Source organism: Serratia sp. CY27727 (genome assembly GCF_052169275.1).
GTDB lineage: Bacteria > Pseudomonadota > Gammaproteobacteria > Enterobacterales > Enterobacteriaceae > Serratia > Serratia sarumanii.
On the sequence record NZ_JBJNLB010000001.1, the window covers coordinates 461,983 to 480,289 of the forward strand.

Here is an 18,307-nt window from a genome sequence, read left to right on the forward strand (position 1 = left end):
CCATGTTTGCATTGTTGGAAACCACACAACGGGGAACAGCAATGCAACCATGGCAACCAGGCGCCCGCCTACTCTCTGATTTCGACATCAAGATCGGCCGGCTGTCTGCCAGCGTCAGAAAAGCGACGCTGAGCGATGACGATATCACCCGGGCGTGTCGTGTGACCGACGACGCAATCGCCCAATTGCTGAAACCGAGGAAAGACCATGTCCAACAAACTGACCCTGGGGGAGTGGAATAAACGGCTCCCGCGCCCGCGCAGCCATGAAACCGTACGCCGCTGGATCCGCGCCGGGAAAATCTACCCTGCGCCGGTGCTGGATGGCCGGGAATATCTTTTTGATGAGCAGGCCGTGCGGATCGATACGCCGTGCAGCCCAACAAGCGAGCTACTGCAGAGAATCACCAATGGCAAGAACCAGAAACCACGCAAGGCGCGATCTCCCGCCAAACCTCTACGTCCGTAATGGCGGCTATTACTGCTACCGAGACCCGCGCACCGGTAAAGAATACGGGCTCGGACGCGATAAGCGTCTGGCGGTGACCGAGGCGATAGCCGCCAACATGGCGTTTTTTGGTAGTGAAGAAATTAAGCCGCTGGCGCAACGCCTGCAGGATGAAAACAATGTCACGCTGCACGCCTGGCTCGATCGATACGAAGAGATAGTGCTGCGCCGCGAGCTGAAGGAAAAGACAATGGCCAACCACCGCAGCAGAATGAAAGCCTTTCGCAGCACCCTGCCGGATAAAGCAATGTGCGATTTTACAACGCGGGATATTGCCGACTTCCTGAATGGCTACGTTGAGGCCGGCAAAGCGGCCAGCGCCAAGCTGATGCGCGGCGCGCTACTGGATGTATTCCGCGAGGCGGTTGCCGACGGCATCATTCAGCACAACCCTGTCGAGGCTTCGCGCAACCCGAAAGTGGAAGTGAAGCGCGCGCGGCTGCTGCTGGATGAATTTTTAACGATCCGGGCGCAGGCGGTGAACTTTCCGCACTGGTTCCGCATCGCGATGGACATAGCCTTGGTGACCGGTCAGCGTATTAGCGATATATGTAACATGCGCTGGGCCGACATTGTTGATTTCCGTCTACGCGTTGTGCAGGAAAAAACCGGCGCAAGAATAACGATCCCGGTTGAACTATCGATCATCGATCTGTCGCTGGAAAACCTGCTCGAAGAATGTTGGCAGCTGTCCGCTGGCTGCGAGTATATTTTGGTGAGCCGTAAAGGGGAGAAAATCGCGCAGCGGACAATGACGGACTACTTCACGAAATCTCGCCGGCTCACGCCGCTATCGTGGGACGCCGACAAAGAGCCGCCATCATTCCATGAGATCCGGAGTTTGTCGGCACGCCTGCATACTGACGTGCGCGGCGGCGAGTTTGCGCAGCATCTTCTCGGCCACAAATCGGCGGAAATGACAGCCCGTTACCAGGACTCGCGCGGTAGTGAATGGGATGATATTCAGATATGATTATGAACTTATTTCGACTAATAATGACCTCAGTCGTTCAACCTATTGATAATAAAGTAGTTTTAAAATGCGCTTATTTCTCGCCAAAGGACGTGAAAAGTCCTTACTCCGTCGCCACCCTTGGGTGTTCTCCGGCGCCGTTCAACGCGTTGAGGGCAAAGCCCACTCCGGTGAAACCATCGATATCCTCGACAGCCAGGGTAAGTGGCTGGCACGCGGCGCCTATTCGCCCGAGTCGCAGATCCGCGCACGCGTCTGGACCTTCCAGCAAGATGAAGAGATTAACATCGATTTCTTCATTCGCCGCCTGCAGCAAGCGCAAAGCTGGCGCGATTGGGTCGCACAGCGCGACGGTCTGGACGGATACCGCCTGATCGCCGGCGAGTCCGACGGCCTGCCGGGCATCACTATCGATCGCTTCCAGAATTTCCTGGTGCTGCAGCTGCTGTCCGCCGGTGCCGAATACCAGCGCCCGGCCCTGCTTTCCGCCCTGCAGCATTGCTACCCGGAATGCTCGATCTACGATCGCTCCGACGTTGCGGTACGTAAAAAAGAAGGCCTGCCGCTGGCACAGGGCCCGGTATTTGGCGATCTGCCGCCGGAACTGCTGCCGATCACCGAACACGGCATGAAGCTGCTGGTGGACATTCAGCAGGGGCACAAAACTGGTTTCTACCTCGACCAGCGCGACAGCCGCCTGGCGGCGCGCAATTACTCCGCCGGCCGTCGGGTGCTGAACTGCTTCTCCTACACCGGCGCCTTCGCCGTTTCCGCTTTGATGGGCGGTTGCGCGCAGGTGATCAGCGTGGATACCTCGCAGGCGGCGCTGGATATCGCCAAACAGAACGTCGAGCTCAATAAGCTGGATCTGAACAAAGCGGAGTTCGTTCGCGATGACGTGTTCCAGCTGCTGCGCAACTACCGCACTCAAGGCGAAAAATTCGATCTGATCATCATGGATCCGCCGAAATTCGTCGAGAACAAGAATCAGTTGGCCAGCGCCTGCCGCGGCTACAAAGACATCAACATGCTGGCGCTGCAGCTGCTGAATCCGGGCGGCATTCTGCTCAGCTTCTCCTGCTCCGGCCTGATGCCGACCGACCTGTTCCAGAAAATTTTGGCCGACGCCGCTGTAGATGCCGGACGTGATGTACAATTTATAGAGCAGTTCCGACAGGCTGCCGATCACCCGGTGATCGCCACATACCCTGAGGGGCTGTATCTGAAAGGATTCGCTTGTCGGGTGATGTAACTTGAAATGCGCTGCCCTGCCCCCATATATGAGCAAGGCATTGTTTCTCAGGAGGTCATCATGATTGCCAGCAAATTCGGTATCGGACAACAGGTTAGGCATAAACTGCTGGGGTATTTAGGCGTCGTGATCGATATCGACCCGGAATATTCTTTGGAACAACCCAAAGCTGACGAAATAGCGGCGAACGATGAACTGCGTTCAGCCCCTTGGTACCACGTGGTGATGGAAGACGAGGAAGGCCAACCGGTACACACCTATCTGGCGGAAGCGCAGCTGGATAGCGAAGCCCAGGAGGCACACCCCGAGCAACCATCGCTGGATGAACTGGCGGAATCCATCCGTCACCAGCTACAGGCGCCACGCTTGCGCAATTGACCGCGCCAAGACCTGAGAAACCCGAGAGGGCCCGGCATCGCGCCTGGCCCTTTTTATTTAGCGCTCCAACCCTAAGCGCGGGATTTCGATTTTCGGACAGCGATCCATCACCACACGCAACCCGGCCTGTTGCGCCAGCGCTGCCGCCTGCTCGTTAATCACCCCTATCTGCAGCCAGAGCGCCCCGGTGCCGATCGCTATCGCCTCTTGCGCCACGCCGTAAGCCGCTTCTGAATTGCGAAACACGTCAACCATATCCACCGGCTGCGGGATAGCGGCCAGCGTAGGGTAAACCTGCTGCCCCAGCAGCGTCTGCCCCGCCAGTTTTGGGCTGACCGGGATCACCTGATACCCTTGCGCCAACAGATACGCCATCACCCCATAGCTGGGCCGCGATGGGTTATCGCTGGCACCGACCAGCGCGATAGTTTTCACCTGTTGCAACAGCTCAACAATCTCTTGATCTTGCATCTTCAACTCCCGTTTATCACTGCGTCACTTTCCATTTCGAGTGTAACCGATCGGCATTCGTTCGGTTAAACGCAACGCAAGGGAAACTTCACCGCAATCTTATGGTCAGAGGCTGTCGCGGTTCAGCTGCGCATGGTCATGTCTAATCGCGATAAAATATGTAAAAATGTAAACAAAATACCCGATTGAAAAATTTTGACACAACCTATGCCGTGTTCAACACTTAGCGTTACGCCACTTTATAAGGAGATAATGATGAAATTTGGTCTGGTGGTTGCGGCGTTGCTCAGCATCAGCATGCCTGCCGCGGCTACGACCCTGAAACTCTCCCCGGACATCGACCTGCTAGTGGTCGACGGCAAGAAAATGACAGGTTCGTTGTTAAAAGGCGCCGACAGCCTTGAACTGGATGGCGGGCAGCACCAGTTGCTGTTTAAAGTGACCAAAACCGTACGTTCCGGCCAGCATACGCAGGCCTATGCTTCCTTGCCGCTGGTTGCCACCTTCAATACGCAAAAGATCAGCCAGGTGGCGATCGAACTGCCACGCATCGAGAACGATCGTGATGCGCAACGCTTTGACAGAACGTTGAATTATCTGGTGGTCGATAAAGACGGCAACACCCTACCGTTCCGGCATGATGTGCTGCATCCCGACAGCGTCACCTTCAATACCGATTTGGAAAAGGTGATGACCGATTACAACCGCCAGAACCGCCCGGCCTCCGTTCCGAGCTTTGTTCAGGCGAACACGGGCAATGCCTCAGCCCTCGCGTTGGCCGGCGCGCCGATAAACGCCCCGACGGTGACGTTGAAAGGTGAAAACGTGTCGGAACAAATGCTGCAATACTGGTTTCAACAGGCCGACAAGGAAACACAGAAGCGTTTTCTGCGCTGGGCCAATAAACAACCGATTCGCTGATCCCTCCCGGCGCCTTTCCCCGTAAAGGCGTCTTTTCTTCGCATTTTCAAGCGCAAACGCTAGGCAGTGAAAAACAGTTTCAGTAATCTGTCGCACATTCCCCGATTAGCGAAGGACACCGAGATGGAATTGACCACCCGCACTATCGCCGCGCGCAAACACATTGCGCTGGTGGCGCACGATCACCGCAAACAGGCCCTGCTGGAGTGGGTAGAAAGCCACAAGACCATTCTGGCGCAGCACCAGCTGTACGCCACCGGCACTACCGGTAATCTGATCCAGCGCGCCAGCGGCATTCCCGTCACCAGCATGCTGAGTGGCCCGATGGGCGGCGATCAGCAGGTTGGCGCACTGATTGCGGAAGGCAAGATAGACATGCTGATCTTCTTCTGGGATCCGCTGAACGCGGTGCCGCACGATCCGGACGTGAAGGCGCTGCTGCGGCTGGCGACCGTATGGAATATTCCGGTGGCCACCAACCGCTCGACCGCCGACTTTCTGATCGACTCTCCGCTGTTCAAAAGCGAGGTGGAGATCGCCATCCCCGACTATCAGCGCTACCTGCAAGACCGCCTGAAATAGTCCTCGCGGCCTGGCAGCCGCCAGGCCCAGGCTTACGGTTTTTTCTGCACCGGTACGCCAAGATCTTGCAGGTGTTCAACGAACACCGAATGACGTTCACGATCCTGCAACAGCCATACCTGATGTTTAGCGCGCGTCAACGCGACATACAGCAGACGGCGCTCTTCGGCATCCGGGAAATCCTCCGGCTGCGGCAGCAGCACCTCTTCCAACACCGACTCGCGCGCCACGGCGGGGAAGCCGTCACGCCCATCATGCAAACCGACGATGATGACGTATTCCGCCTGCTGCCCCTTGCTGGCGTGGATGGTCATAAATTCCAGATCCAGCTTGGGCCAGCGGGTGGCCGCCTTCGCCAGCGCTTCCGGTTTCAGATGATGGTAGCGCGCCAGCACCAGGATGCGCTCATCCGGCTTGGCGTAGCCGCTCAGTTTATCCAGCAAGGGCTCCAGCTGCTCGTGCGGCAGGATCGCCACCGACTTTTTATTGCCCTTGCTCAGGCTGTTGAGCGGTTTTTTCAGCTGGTGCGGGTTCTGCTGCACGAACCGGTTGGCCACCTCACCGATACGTTCGTTGAAGCGATAAGTGGTGTCCAGCGCGCACTGCGCCCCTTCGCCGAAGTGGGTGGCAAAAGCCGTGGTTAACGTCAACTCTGCGCCGCTGAAGCGATAAATCGCCTGCCAGTCATCCCCCACCGCAAACAGGCAGGTCTGCTTGTTCTGCCGCCGCAGCGCCGCCAGCAACAGCGCACGCTGCGGCGAGATATCCTGAAACTCATCGACCAGAATATGTTTCCACGGGCTGACGAAGCGCCCCTTGTCGAGAATGTTAACCGCCTGATGAATAAGGCCGGAGAAGTCCACCGCTCCTTCCTCTTTCAAGGCGCTTTTCCAGGCTTTCAACAGTGGCGCCATCAGCCGAATGCGTTTCGAAAACAGATCGCGGATTTCTTCATCCGCCTGCTCAATCATTTCCGCCTGGCTGCCGCCGTGCATGCGCATCAGCCCCAGCCAGCGTTCCAACCGGCCCGCCAGCCGGTCCGCCAGGCGTTTATCCTGCCAGAAGTCGCCTTCCGGCACGTCCCATTCCAGCTCCTCGGTCAACCATTGACGCCACCCCTTCGCCTGGGCTTTTTTCTCTGCACATTGCTCGCGCCAATGGGCAATCAGCAACGCTTTGCGCGCGCTGGCATCGGTTTCCAACCGGCTGATGGCCGGGGCTTTGCGGCTGCCTTGTTGAATGATCTGCAGCGCCAATGCATGGAATGTTTTGGCCTGAATACCGACATCGCCCAAACGTTCTTTGATGCGATCATTCATCTCACTCGCAGCCTGACGGCCGAACGCCAACAGCAAGATTTGGCCCGGCTCCGCCTCCTGACGGCGCAGCAGCCAGCCGGCGCGCGCCACCAGCACCGACGTCTTGCCGCTGCCGGCCCCCGCCAATACCAGGACGGAATCCTCGCCGTTAACCACCGCACGGCTCTGAGAGTCATTGAGCGGTGAACTCTCGACGGTCTGGAAGAAGTCGTGATGTTGCTCCAGCATGCGATCGGTCCACTGCCGGTTGCGTTGGTCGACACTGCGTTGCCCCTGCTGCAGCCATTGCAGACACAGATGGTAATCGGCCCGGCAGTTATCGAATTCCTCCAGGCGCGCCACCGGCATTGGCAGCGCGGAGAAGGCTTCACGGATTTGCTGCTGCAGCTTGCCCAGCTCAGACTTTTTGAACCATTTATCTTGCTGCTCAATGCGCTGAATCTGTGCCACCTGCTGTTGCAACACGCCGGCACTGACCTCACTCATTTCGGCGCTCCACTGCTGCCACGCCTGCTGCAGATAGTGATAAAAACGCTGCGTTTCCTGCCACTCGGTGCCGTGCAGTCGCACCACTTTTTCGTCCGGCAATTCAAATTCCAGCTCGCCCCAGACGATGCCGCGCTTGCACCTGACCTGAATCAGTTGATTGAAGGGGATCAGGTATTCATGTTTTTCCCCGCTCACCTCAACGCCGGCGTGCAGCAACCGCACGCGGTTATAAGGGTGCTGAGCCAGGTGTTTCCCCAGCGATGTCGCTTTAAGTTCCATATCGTCGCGCCATGACTATGTTGAGATTAAATAACGGATATCTGCCAGTTTACCTGCGATAAGCAGTGGCACTCTAGCGCTAAAAAAAGGGTAGAATAGATTTTGCGTTTTTATCGTGAATACGCCCGCATCGCGGTTTGGCCAACATTAGAGCAGAATGACGTCTATGCGTACTGTACTGAATATTCTTAATTTTGTGTTGGGCGGTTTCTTCACCACGCTGGGTTGGCTCATCGCCACGGTGTTCAGCGTGCTGCTGGTCATCACGCTGCCGCTCACCCGCTCCTGCTGGGAAATCACCAAGCTGTCGCTGGTGCCGTTCGGCAATGAGGCAATCCACGTCGATAAGCTCTACCCGGAAAAAAGCAATGCGCTGCTCTCCGCCGGCGGCTCACTGCTCAACGTTATCTGGCTGGTGCTGTTCGGCTGGTGGCTGTGCCTGTCACACATCGCCGCCGGTATCGTGCAGTGCGTTTCGATCATCGGCATTCCGGTCGGCATCGCCAATTTCAAAATTGCCGCCATCGCGCTGTGGCCGGTGGGGCGCCGCGTCGTCTCGGTAGAAATGGCTCAGCAAGCGCGTATTGAGAATGCTCGCCGCCACTATCATCAGCGTTAATTTTTTCTCCGTTTGAGGAGTTTTTCGTGCGCTCTTTTGCACCCGCAGTACGTCGTTACACCTATAACAGCAATCTGCTGTATCACCTGCGCATCCTTATTGCGCTGATCGGCACCACCGCCGTTCCCTGGTGGCTGGGCATTCCCAAGCTGACCATCCCGCTGACGCTGGGCGTGGTGGCAGCGGCCCTGACCGACTTGGATGACCGCCTGGCCGGCAGGTTACGCAACCTGCTGATCACGCTGGTGTGCTTCTTTGTCGCCTCAGCTTCAATCGAGCTGCTGTTCCCCTATCCCTGGTTGTTCGCCCTTGGCTTAACCACGTCGACCTGCGGTTTTATCCTTCTGGGCGCCTTGGGGCAACGTTACGCCACCATCGCCTTCGGCGCACTGCTGATCGCGGTTTACACCATGCTCGGCACCGCCATGTACGATGCCTGGTATCAGCAACCGCTGCTGCTGGTGATCGGTGCGCTGTGGTACAACCTGCTGACGCTGGCGGGCCACCTGCTGTTCCCTATCCGGCCACTGCAAGAGAACCTGGCGCGCTGCTACGATCAACTGGCCAACTATCTGGATGCCAAAGCCAACCTGTTCGATCCCGACGCCGAACGCGACGCTGACCTGCCATGGATGGATGTTGCGATGGCCAACAGCGCGTTGGTCGCGTTGCTTAACCAGACCAAAGCCTCGCTGCTGACGCGCCTGAAAGGCGATCGCGGCCAGCGCGGCACCCGCCGTACCTTGCACTACTATTTTGTCGCGCAGGATATCCACGAACGCGCCAGCTCTTCCCACGTTCAGTATCACGCGCTCAGCCGGCAATTTCGCCACAGCGATATTTTATTCCGCTTCCAGCGTTTGCTGAGCATGCAGGCGCGCGCCTGCCGCCAACTGGCACAATCGATCCTGCTGCGGCAAAAATACCAGCACAACCCGCGTTTTGAGCCGGCCTTCAGCCGCATTCAGGAGGCCTTGGCGCGCATCGCCGAAACCCAGGGCAATTCAGAACAAACCAAGGCGCTGGCGCACCTGCTGAAAAACCTGCATGCGATCGATGCGCAGCTGGCCAATATTGAGTCAGAGCAGACGCTGGCAAGCGGGCAAGCGGAAGAGAACAGCCTGGCCGACGATCGCTTAACCGGCTGGAGCGACATCCGCCTGCGCATCAGCCGCCATTTGACGCCGCAATCGGCCCTGTTCCGCCACGCGATCCGCATGTCGGTGGTGCTGTGCGTGGGTTACGCTTTCATCCAGTTCACCGGCATGCAGCACGGTTACTGGATCCTGTTGACCAGCCTGTTCGTCTGTCAACCGAACTACAACGCTACCCGCCGACGCCTGGCGCTGCGCATCATCGGCACCCTGGCCGGTATCCTGATCGGCCTGCCGATCCTCTATTTCGTGCCTTCACTGGAAGGACAGCTGGTGTTGATCGTCATCACCGGCGTTCTATTTTTCGCTTTCCGCACCGTCCAGTATGCCCACGCCACCATGTTCATCACGCTACTGGTCTTGTTATGCTTTAACCTGTTGGGTGAAGGATTCGAAGTAGCCGCCCCGCGCGTTTACGACACCTTGTTGGGCTGCGCCATCGCCTGGGCGGCAGTCAGCTTTATCTGGCCGGACTGGAAATTCCGCCAACTGCCGGCGGTGGTGGATAAAACCCTGAATGCCAACTGCCGTTATCTGGACGCCATTCTGGTGCAATACCACCAGGGTAAGGATAACGGCCTCGCCTACCGCATTGCGCGGCGAGATGCCCACAACAGCGATGCCGAGCTGGCTTCGGTCATCTCCAACATGTCCGCCGATCCCAAGGCCGACAAGGAATTGCAGGAAGCCGCCTTCCGCCTGCTTTGCCTCAACCACACTCTCCTGAGTTATATCTCGGCGTTGGGGGCGCACCGCGAGCGGCTGAATACCCCTGTCACCCTCGATCTGCTCAATGATGCCGTGTGTTACGTGGACGGCGCCTTGCATCAGGAAGAACGGAACAGCCAGCGCATTGCGCAAGCGCTGGAACAGCTGGCGGAGCGCATTCGCAGAGCCGTTCCGGAACCTGAAAGCAAAGAGCAGTTGGTGTTGCAACAGGTGGGGTTGATGCTCGAACTGCTGCCGGAGCTCACCGCACTCCACGCCCAAATCAATAAGGCAATCTAATTATTCAGGGCTCGCTCGATGGGCCCTGAACCACTGGCTCATGCCCATGGCGGCGCATCGCCATCGTATGATCGAACCAGCGCACCAGTTCGTTGCGCAATTCGGCCGGCAACGCCGCCTGATGATAACCGGCTATCGCGCCGCCCAGCGACAGCAGCACGCGCAGCCCCAGATTGGTCTGCTGTTGCAGCAGGCGGAGATAGCTGCGTTTAGCGCCTTGCAGCCGCAGGTCATAGGCGTTGCGGATACCCGCTCGCCATAGCAAGCGCTCCATGTTGACATCGATATTCGGCAACGCCTTCAATCGACCGTGATCGCCGGCCTTAAGCCGCTGCTCTCGACGCGCTTCCCTGACGGCCTGCCAGGCCAGCCCCACCAGCTCGTTGCGTTCCCGCCACAGCGACTCGTCAACCCAGTAATAACGCAAAGTGATGGGCACTCCGCGCTTGGAATAGACCATATTGACCATCCCTCTGGCGCGAAAAGCCGGTTCCATGCTCGCCGTAGCCCGCAGGTACAACTCTCCTTCCGCTATCACTGCAAACATTACCCCCTCGGCCAGCAGGCCGTAGCCGCCAAACTGTGACCGCGTGGTGATGGCGCCCAGCGCCGCGAAGCAATTTTTAGCCTGTGCGATCCTTCGTATCGACATCCTTTTCATAGCGTTTCTCCTTTTTAGGTTCCGGTCGTATTATTTCTCTTATCAATGAAAAGAGTAACGTGAACAACTAATTAGGAAAATACGCACTATCCACCCGCATGCCAATCACAAAAAACACCGGTACAAAAAATGATCGCAATTATGCGAGCCGCTACGAAAATTTGGGTTGATCTTATCCCAAATCAGGGATACTGTATAAACATACAGCAACACGACGGGCGGGAACTTTATGCGTACTCAATCACTCTACCAACCTCATTTCAGCCAAGGCTCTTTTACAGCGCGCAATGTTGAGAAGAACACGGATGTCGGCAAAGAGAATGGCTTGATCAGTGAACTTGTTTACAACGAGCGCCAGCCCGCAGTGGCTCAATTGCTGTTGCCCCTGCTGCTGCAACTGGGCAAGCAGTCTCGCTGGCTTCTGTGGCTGACACCGCAGCAAAAATTAAGCAAGCAATGGCTGCAGCAATCCGGCCTGCCTGTAGATAAGATGGTGCAATTGAGCCAAATCAGCCCGGTGAATACGGTCGAGGCGATGGAAAAAGCGCTGCAAACGGGAAATTACAGCGTGGTTCTTGGCTGGTTGCCCGAGCTAACGGAGGAGGATCGTCTAAGATTAAGACGTGCGGCAGAATTGGGTAATGCCTATGGGTTTATCATGCGCCCTCAACGTGACATTAACCCGACTCACGGACACTGTTCCACCCTAAAAATTCACTCTTCTTTGTATCATTAAGTAAATTTAGGATTTTTCCCATCATTTTCGCACCCCATAAGCGGAACCTTTGCGGTGGAAGGCACAAAGCTAGTCCGGCTGCGGTTTGGCAAGTAAAAACGCCCAAGGAATCGCCGTTTTTTTAGGCTAAGAATGTTAGCAAATATGTACGATTCCGCGTTTTTTTTTAGAGCCTTATCACATCACACTTGTAACTTTCGCGCCACGTTGTAGACTTTACATCGCCAAGGTTGCTCTATAACGTCAGAAAAACTGGCGAGTAACAAACGAGGGCTTAAACCTTGGCGAAGGAATTTAACCAAGGGCTTAAAACAGCTTTAAAGCTCATTGCCTATTTGGATGATAACGAGGCGCAAAATGAAAAAGACAGCTATCGCATTAGCAGTGGCACTGGCAGGTTTCGCTACCGTAGCGCAAGCCGCTCCAAAAGATAACACTTGGTACACCGGTGCTAAACTGGGCTGGTCCCAGTACCATGACACTGGTTTCTACGGCAACGGTTACCAGAACGGTATCGGCAACGGCCCTACCCACAAAGATCAGCTGGGTGCCGGCGCGTTCCTGGGTTACCAGGCAAACCAATACCTGGGCTTCGAACTGGGCTATGACTGGCTCGGCCGCATGCCTTACAAAGGCAGCGTGAACAACGGTGCTTTCAAAGCGCAGGGCGTTCAACTGGCCGCTAAACTGAGCTACCCAATTGCTGACGATCTGGACATCTACACTCGTCTGGGTGGTATGGTATGGCGTGCAGATTCCAAAGCTAACTACGGCCGTACTGGTCAGCGTCTGAGCGACCACGACACCGGCGTTTCTCCGCTGGCTGCTGTTGGTGTTGAATACGCACTGACCAAAAACTGGGCTACTCGCCTGGATTACCAGTTCGTAAGCAACATCGGTGACGCAGGTACCGTTGGCGCGCGTCCAGACAACACCATGCTGAGCCTGGGCGTTTCTTACCGCTTCGGTCAGGATGACGTAGTTGCTCCAGCACCAGCTCCGGCTCCAGCTCCAGTTGTTGAAACCAAGCGTTTCACTCTGAAGTCTGACGTGCTGTTCAACTTCAACAAGTCTACTCTGAAAGCAGAAGGCCAACAGGCTCTGGATCAGCTGTACAGCCAGCTGAGCTCCATGGATCCTAAAGACGGTTCCGTAGTTGTTCTGGGTTACACCGACGCCGTTGGTTCTGACCAGTACAACCAGAAACTGTCCGAACAACGTGCACAGAGCGTTGTTGACTACCTGGTCTCCAAAGGCATCCCGTCAGACAAAATCTCTGCACGTGGTATGGGTGAAGCAGATGCAGTTACTGGCAACACCTGTGGCTACAAATCTGGCCGCGCTACCAAAGCTCAGATCGCTTGCCTGGCACCAGATCGTCGCGTAGAGATCGAAGTTAAAGGTATCAAAGACGTTGTAACTCAGCCTCAGGGCTAAGTTTACTCGCCTAATAAAAACCCCGCATAGCGGGGTTTTTTTTCGTCCTATTGTTGAAACCAAGCGCAACAAAGGCGCGCTCACGCACTTACTTGGGATCTTTGCCAAGAATCGCCTTCAAGTCTTCTTTCAACGACGACATCTGGTTCGCATACTTTTCTTTGCGTTCAGCGTCTTCGATAAGCTGCACGACGGTTTCCGACAGCGTAACGCCACGTCGGCGCGCCAGGGCAGCCAATCGTTGCCAAACCAAAAACTCCAGATCGATAGATTTTTTACGCGTATGCTGATGTTCTGCGTTAAAATGACGTTTACGGCGGGCGCGGATCGTTTGTTTCATCCGGTTATCCAGTTCCGGATTCATGTGAGCGGCAATCCATGCAAGTACCTTTACCGGCTCATTTTCCAGCTTCAGCAGCTCGTTAACCGCCTCCTGAGCAGCGCTGTTTTCAATGTAGCGGGTAATGAGTTCCCCTTCCCGATGTTTCTTCACCAGGTACTTCCATTTCCAACCGCTCTCCAGATTTTCCAGTTGCTGATATTTCATCTTGAGCTCTTCAGTGACCGCGTAACTTCAAATAAGCATAACAGCTTTGCGCCAAATTTCCCCGGCAATTAAGCCGTCTTTTAGACTGTTTTTTGCACAGTCACCGCGCGATGTCAAACTCCCTGATGCCAACTGGCACTCCGCATGTATCAAGCCGCCGTTATTCTTGTATAATCGCCCTTTCCCTTTTTAACGATTGCATCTAACACTTTGACCAATAACCGACTTGAATGGCAATCTTTATTGCCGGACGTAACGCCTTATCAGGCGATATTTGATACCGCCGCTCAGTTGGCACCCGTGCCCTTTTCCGCCATTCAGCCTCGGCTGGAAAATGCCCTGACGCTATTTTGCCACCCCCAATCGCCACCGCGTTTCATGCTGTTGAAGGCGCAAGAAACACGAGAGTATCTGGAACTGATCGCTCACGCCGTCACGCCACTGCTGCCGAAAAACACGGCATGCCGCGGCAGCCACTATGTCATTCAGGATGGCAAAGTCAGCGTAGAGCCGGCCAGCCGTGGCGATGAACCTTTTGCCGCCGGCGGCGCTTGCCTGTTCCAGGAGTGGGTTGAGCCGGAGCAACTGTTTGGCTGCGTACGGATCCACAATGGCGACATCACCCTGCAGCCGGGTCTGGTGCACCAGGCCAACGGCGGCATTTTGATTCTGTCGGCCCGCGCCCTGTTGGCTCAGCCGTTGCTATGGCTGCGGCTGAAGCAAATGATCGGCCAACGTCAGTTCCATTGGGTTTCGCCAGACGAAACCCGCCCGCTGCCGGTAGCCATTCCGCCAATGCCGCTGGAGCTGCGGCTGATTGTGGTCGGCGATCGCCACGGCCTGGCCGATTTTCACGATATCGAGCCAGAACTGAGTGAACAAGCGGTCTACGGTGAATTCGAAGACGATCTGCAGCTGACTGAAGTTGATGATATGGCGCAGTGGTGCGGCTACGTCAACGGCGTGATTGCCGACCAGCAGTTGCCGATGCTGGCGAGCGACGCCTGGGCGCCGCTGATCGTTCAGGCCGTGCGTTACAGTGGCGACCAGGGCATCCTGCCACTCTCGCCGGTTTGGCTTGGCCAGCAGCTGTCCGAAGCCGCACTGTATGCCGAAGAAGATCGCATTACGGCCAAAGCGTTCGAAGCGGCGTTAAATGCCCGCGAATGGCGTGAAAGCTATCTGGCCGAACGTATGCAGGATGAAATCGAGCTGGGCCAGATTCTGATTGAGACCGAGGGTGAAGTGATAGGGCAAATCAACGGCCTGTCAGTCCTAGATTATCCGGGCCATCCACGCAGTTTTGGCGAACCATCGCGCATCAGTTGCGTTGTGCACCTCGGCGATGGCGAGTTCACCGACGTCGAGCGCAAAGCCGAACTGGGCGGCAACCTGCACGCTAAAGGCATGATGATCATGCAGGCGTTTTTGATCGCCGAGCTGGATCTGGATCAGCAGTTACCCTTCTCCGCTTCCATCGTCTTTGAGCAATCTTACGGTGAAGTAGACGGCGACAGCGCCTCGCTGGCTGAACTGTGCGCGTTGATCAGCGCCCTGTCACAGCAACCGATCACCCAGCAGATCGCCGTCACCGGCTCCGTCGACCAATTCGGCAACGTACAGCCGATAGGTGGCGTTAACGAAAAGATCGAAGGTTTCTTCGAGGTTTGTTTGCGCCGCGGCCTGACGGGTAAACAGGGCGTCGTATTGCCCGCGACCAACGTGCGCCACCTGTGCCTGCGCCAGGATGTCGTCGACGCGGTACGCGAAGGGCAATTCCATCTGTGGGCGGTAGAGAGCGCGGCGGAAGCCTTGCCTTTGCTCACAGGTTGCCTCTACTCTGACGAACAACAGCCGAACTTGTTGGCGGCCATTCAGGAACGGATTGCGCAGGTGAGCCTGCAGGAACGCCGTCGTCCGTGGCCGCTGCGCTGGCTCAACTGGTTCAACCACGGCTGATCGGACTTGTTCAGCGTACACGTGTTAGCTAACCTGCGTCCTTCATTAAAATAAGGCTTACTGAGAACATGGTAGATAAACGCGATTCCTATACGAAAGAAGACCTCGAAGCATCCGGCCGTGGCGAGCTGTTCGGCGCCGGTGGCCCACCGTTGCCGGCAGGTAACATGTTGATGATGGACCGCGTGGTCAAGATGACCGAAGACGGCGGAACTCACAACAAAGGTTATGTGGAAGCGGAGCTGGATATTAATCCGGACCTATGGTTCTTCGGTTGCCACTTTATCGGCGATCCGGTCATGCCAGGCTGCCTGGGCCTGGATGCGATGTGGCAGCTGGTCGGTTTCTACCTCGGTTGGCTGGGTGGCGAAGGCAAAGGCCGCGCGCTGGGCGTCGGTGAAGTCAAGTTTACCGGCCAAGTGCTGCCAACCGCGAAGAAAGTGACCTACCGCATTAACTTCAAACGCGTCATCACCCGCAAGCTGATCATGGGCGTCGCCGATGGCGAAGTGCTGGTTGACGGCGAAGTGATCTATACCGCCACCGATCTGAAAGTGGGCCTGTTCAAGGACACCACGGCGTTCTGATCACGCTGAGGAGAAGGCGGTCATCGTCTTGTTTTCTAATCCTCTTCGCATGCCATCACGCCCAGCGTGATGGCATTTCTTTCTCTTCTCGTTTAAAGACTACTCACCTCCTTTAATTGCCCGCTGCCGAAACGTTTTTCTCCCCCCCTGTCTCCACCCTATTCCTACCCGAACGCAGGCCAGTTGAGCGAGGCCCCTCCCTGCAGCCCGCACCGACGCGATAGCGGTTTTTTGCATCCGGTCATTTTCTTGCCCCTCAAAATCGCCTAGTATAGCCATCATGTAACTACAATAAATGTATCCACAAAGAGGCGATATGCAAAAAACCCGCTTTAGCGATACACCTTGCCCCGTCGCACGTTCGTTAGATCGCGTCGGAGAATGGTGGAGCATCCTGATCCTGCGTGATGCCTTTCAGGGGTTGTCCAAGTTCGACGAATTCCAACAAAGTCTGGGGATCTCACCCACTCTCCTGGCCCGACGCCTGAAGGATTTGGTGGCCCACGGCATTCTGCATAAGCAACGTTATCAAACGCGGCCGGTTCGCTATCAATATCTGCTCACCGAACGCGGCAACGATTTTCTTCCCGTACTGGCCGCTCTCTCACAATGGGGCAATCGCCATTTGATCGACGGTGACATTAGCGCCTTGTTAGTCGACGGCCGCACCGATCGGCCGATCCAGGTCCAGTTGATCAACGTCGAGACCCAACAGCAGGTGCCGCCGCAGTTTATTACGTTGGCACCGGGGCCTGCGGCAAATGACGGCATACGTCAACGCGCCGAACTGATGCGGCAGCGGCGCCTCGCCGATTTATCCGAACTCACCAAGGAGCAGTCATGAGCAATCGTCGTATCGTTATTACCGGCATGGGCGCCGTTTCACCGTTAGGGTGCGGCGTGGAGACCATCTGGCAACGTTTATTAAAAGGAGAGTCCGGCATTCGGGCTTTGCCTGACGAGATCGTTGCAGATTTGCCGGTCAAGGTCGGGGGGCAAGTCCCCGAACTGGCGCAAGATGCCGAGGCGGGATTCAACCCCGACGCGTCTGTCGCCCCCAAGGACCAAAAGAAAATGGATCGCTTTATTCTGTTTGCCATGGCGGCGGCGGATGAAGCCGTTCGTCAGGCCGGCTGGATAGCCGATACGGAGGAAAAACAAGAGCGAACCGCCACCGTCATCGCCTCGGGCATTGGCGGCTTCCCGGCCATTGCCCAGGCGGTGCGCACTACGGACAGCCGCGGCGCCAAGCGCCTGTCGCCATTCACCATCCCCTCTTTCCTGGTCAATCTGGCGGCCGGTCACGTTTCCATCAAGCATCACTTCAAAGGCCCGATTGGGGCGCCGGTCACCGCCTGTGCGGCCGGCGTGCAGGCCATTGGCGACGCGGTGCGTATGATCCGCAATGATGAGGCCGATATCGCCCTGTGCGGCGGTACCGAAGCGGCTATCGACACCGTAAGCCTGGGCGGATTCGCCGCCGCGCGCGCCATGTCCACCGCACCGGCCGAGTTGGCGCGACAGGCCTCCCGGCCTTTCGACAGCGCCCGGGACGGTTTTGTCATGGGGGAAGGCGCCGGCATGCTGGTGATTGAAACGCTGGAGCATGCGTGGGCGCGCGGCGCTACGCCGCTCGCGGAAATCGTCGGCTATGGCACCAGCGCCGACGCCTACCACATGACCTCCGGCGCTGAAGATGGCAACGGCGCCTATCGGGCGATGAAAATCGCGTTGAAGCAGGCGAATGTCGCCCCAGAAGAGGTTCAGCATTTAAACGCACACGCGACTTCGACACCCGTAGGCGATTTAGGCGAAATCAATGCCATCAAGCACCTGTTTGGCACCGCCGGGACTGTCGCCGTGACCTCGACGAAATCAGCGACCGGGCACCTGCTCGGCGCCGCCGGCGGGCTGGAAACCATCTTTACCGCCCTGGCTCTGCGCGATCAGATAGCTCCTGCAACGCTGAATCTGGACAATCCCGATCCGGCGGCGGCAGGCTTGCATCTGGTCGCGAAACGGGCTGAATCGATGGACATGACCTACGCCTTATCAAACGGCTTTGGCTTTGGCGGCGTGAATGCGAGTATTTTACTGAAACGTTGGCAGGACGAATAAACGGCACAAACAAAAACCTCCGCCAAGGGCGGAGGTTATTCCTTTTATTTGACAGGGAGCCGCTTAAGCGGTCACAGCCCTGTCTTCCATGGCTTCTCGCCAACCTCCCAGCCATTGAGACCGGGCGTCCACCGATGATTGGTAGGGACAATGTTCCCTGGAACGCCCTAAAATACCTGCCTGATACCCTCTCGAATGCGCCCTTTCCAGACGATCGCGTTTCTGTCTCTTCATGCCTCGTTTCCCTCATTTTGGTCTGGTGGAAAGAAAACAATGGCTGCTTTTTGCGCAGCCACGAGTAATCAATAGC

The 18,307-nt window shown here is 56.6% G+C and carries 20 protein-coding genes; 15 read left to right on the top strand and 5 right to left on the bottom strand.

Annotation, left to right across the window (positions count from 1 at the left end; translation table 11 throughout):
* Positions 1-41 precede the first annotated feature (41 nt).
* The 5 genes from ACJ8HB_RS02455 (at position 42) to hspQ (ending at position 3,110) form a co-directional block, all read left to right on the top strand.
* Positions 42-242 carry a hypothetical protein gene (locus tag ACJ8HB_RS02455; RefSeq protein WP_047568267.1) on the top strand — a complete coding sequence of 67 codons (201 nt, stop codon included), beginning with the start codon at positions 42-44 and terminating at the stop codon, positions 240-242.
* Entirely contained in the window at positions 208-468 is a 261-nt protein-coding gene (locus ACJ8HB_RS02460; protein ID WP_047568270.1) for an excisionase, read from the top strand. Before ACJ8HB_RS02455 ends, ACJ8HB_RS02460 begins: the two co-directional genes overlap by 35 nt.
* Entirely contained in the window at positions 410-1,480 is a 1,071-nt protein-coding gene (locus ACJ8HB_RS02465) for a site-specific integrase (RefSeq protein ID WP_047568272.1), read from the top strand. Before ACJ8HB_RS02460 ends, ACJ8HB_RS02465 begins: the two co-directional genes overlap by 59 nt.
* A 67-nt stretch (positions 1,481-1,547) precedes the next feature.
* Positions 1,548-2,732, top strand: coding sequence for a 23S rRNA (cytosine(1962)-C(5))-methyltransferase RlmI (gene rlmI, locus ACJ8HB_RS02470; protein ID WP_041034466.1), 1,185 nt, complete (start codon positions 1,548-1,550; stop codon positions 2,730-2,732).
* Positions 2,733-2,792: 60 nt separating this feature from the next.
* Positions 2,793-3,110, top strand: coding sequence for a heat shock protein HspQ (gene hspQ / locus ACJ8HB_RS02475; RefSeq protein ID WP_033637900.1), 318 nt, complete (start codon positions 2,793-2,795; stop codon positions 3,108-3,110).
* A gap of 57 nt (positions 3,111-3,167) precedes the next feature.
* Here hspQ and ACJ8HB_RS02480 read toward each other — a convergent pair whose 3' ends face one another.
* The gene (locus ACJ8HB_RS02480; RefSeq protein WP_047568277.1) at positions 3,168-3,581 is read right to left on the bottom strand and encodes a CoA-binding protein; all 414 of its coding nucleotides are present in this window, start codon (positions 3,579-3,581) and stop codon (positions 3,168-3,170) included.
* 255 nt (positions 3,582-3,836) lie between these two features.
* On the opposite strand from ACJ8HB_RS02480, the gene ACJ8HB_RS02485 reads away from it, so the two are divergent.
* The gene (locus ACJ8HB_RS02485) at positions 3,837-4,502 is read left to right on the top strand and encodes a DUF2057 family protein (protein ID WP_033654217.1); all 666 of its coding nucleotides are present in this window, start codon (positions 3,837-3,839) and stop codon (positions 4,500-4,502) included.
* A 123-nt stretch (positions 4,503-4,625) separates the two neighbouring features.
* Entirely contained in the window at positions 4,626-5,084 is a 459-nt protein-coding gene (locus ACJ8HB_RS02490) for a methylglyoxal synthase (RefSeq protein WP_015377363.1), read from the top strand.
* Positions 5,085-5,116: 32 nt separating this feature from the next.
* On the opposite strand, the gene helD is transcribed toward ACJ8HB_RS02490, so the two are convergent.
* On the bottom strand, positions 5,117-7,171 hold the full coding sequence (gene helD, locus ACJ8HB_RS02495; protein WP_094887859.1) for a DNA helicase IV: 2,055 nt from the start codon (positions 7,169-7,171) through the stop codon (positions 5,117-5,119).
* 166 nt (positions 7,172-7,337) lie between these two features.
* On the opposite strand from helD, the gene ACJ8HB_RS02500 reads away from it, so the two are divergent.
* Positions 7,338-7,790: a YccF domain-containing protein gene (locus ACJ8HB_RS02500; protein ID WP_047568279.1), complete on the top strand. Its 453-nt coding sequence runs from the start codon at positions 7,338-7,340 to the stop codon at positions 7,788-7,790.
* A 26-nt stretch (positions 7,791-7,816) separates the two neighbouring features.
* Entirely contained in the window at positions 7,817-9,952 is a 2,136-nt protein-coding gene (yccS, locus tag ACJ8HB_RS02505; RefSeq protein WP_033646568.1) for a YccS family putative transporter, read from the top strand.
* Between the two features lie 4 nt (positions 9,953-9,956).
* On the opposite strand, the gene ACJ8HB_RS02510 is transcribed toward yccS, so the two are convergent.
* The gene (locus ACJ8HB_RS02510; RefSeq protein WP_033646570.1) at positions 9,957-10,613 is read right to left on the bottom strand and encodes a TfoX/Sxy family DNA transformation protein; all 657 of its coding nucleotides are present in this window, start codon (positions 10,611-10,613) and stop codon (positions 9,957-9,959) included.
* 229 nt (positions 10,614-10,842) lie between these two features.
* Between ACJ8HB_RS02510 and sulA the strand changes: the two genes are divergently transcribed.
* Together sulA and ompA are read left to right on the top strand one after the other, a co-directional pair.
* On the top strand, positions 10,843-11,349 hold the full coding sequence (sulA, locus tag ACJ8HB_RS02515; RefSeq protein WP_047568282.1) for an SOS-induced cell division inhibitor SulA: 507 nt from the start codon (positions 10,843-10,845) through the stop codon (positions 11,347-11,349).
* Positions 11,350-11,706: 357 nt separating this feature from the next.
* On the top strand, positions 11,707-12,786 hold the full coding sequence (ompA, locus tag ACJ8HB_RS02520; protein WP_047571655.1) for a porin OmpA: 1,080 nt from the start codon (positions 11,707-11,709) through the stop codon (positions 12,784-12,786).
* A gap of 88 nt (positions 12,787-12,874) precedes the next feature.
* Here the strand turns inward: ompA and matP are convergent, their stop codons facing one another.
* Complete coding sequence (gene matP, locus ACJ8HB_RS02525; protein WP_004928138.1) at positions 12,875-13,333, bottom strand: macrodomain Ter protein MatP; 459 nt, start codon at positions 13,331-13,333, stop codon at positions 12,875-12,877.
* 210 nt (positions 13,334-13,543) lie between these two features.
* Between matP and ACJ8HB_RS02530 the strand changes: the two genes are divergently transcribed.
* The 4 genes from ACJ8HB_RS02530 (at position 13,544) to fabF (ending at position 17,997) form a co-directional block, all read left to right on the top strand.
* Positions 13,544-15,292, top strand: a complete 1,749-nt coding sequence (locus ACJ8HB_RS02530) for an AAA family ATPase (protein ID WP_033646573.1) — start codon at positions 13,544-13,546, stop codon at positions 15,290-15,292.
* A gap of 68 nt (positions 15,293-15,360) precedes the next feature.
* Positions 15,361-15,879: a bifunctional 3-hydroxydecanoyl-ACP dehydratase/trans-2-decenoyl-ACP isomerase gene (fabA, locus tag ACJ8HB_RS02535; RefSeq protein ID WP_004928144.1), complete on the top strand. Its 519-nt coding sequence runs from the start codon at positions 15,361-15,363 to the stop codon at positions 15,877-15,879.
* A gap of 316 nt (positions 15,880-16,195) precedes the next feature.
* On the top strand, positions 16,196-16,723 hold the full coding sequence (locus ACJ8HB_RS02540) for a winged helix-turn-helix transcriptional regulator (RefSeq protein ID WP_033637890.1): 528 nt from the start codon (positions 16,196-16,198) through the stop codon (positions 16,721-16,723).
* Positions 16,720-17,997 (top strand): beta-ketoacyl-ACP synthase II, encoded by a 1,278-nt coding sequence (fabF, locus tag ACJ8HB_RS02545; protein ID WP_047568286.1) that lies wholly within the window; start codon positions 16,720-16,722, stop codon positions 17,995-17,997. Before ACJ8HB_RS02540 ends, fabF begins: the two co-directional genes overlap by 4 nt.
* A gap of 63 nt (positions 17,998-18,060) precedes the next feature.
* Here the strand turns inward: fabF and rmf are convergent, their stop codons facing one another.
* On the bottom strand, positions 18,061-18,231 hold the full coding sequence (gene rmf / locus ACJ8HB_RS02550; RefSeq protein WP_004928150.1) for a ribosome modulation factor: 171 nt from the start codon (positions 18,229-18,231) through the stop codon (positions 18,061-18,063).
* Between the last annotated feature and the right edge of the window lie 76 nt (positions 18,232-18,307).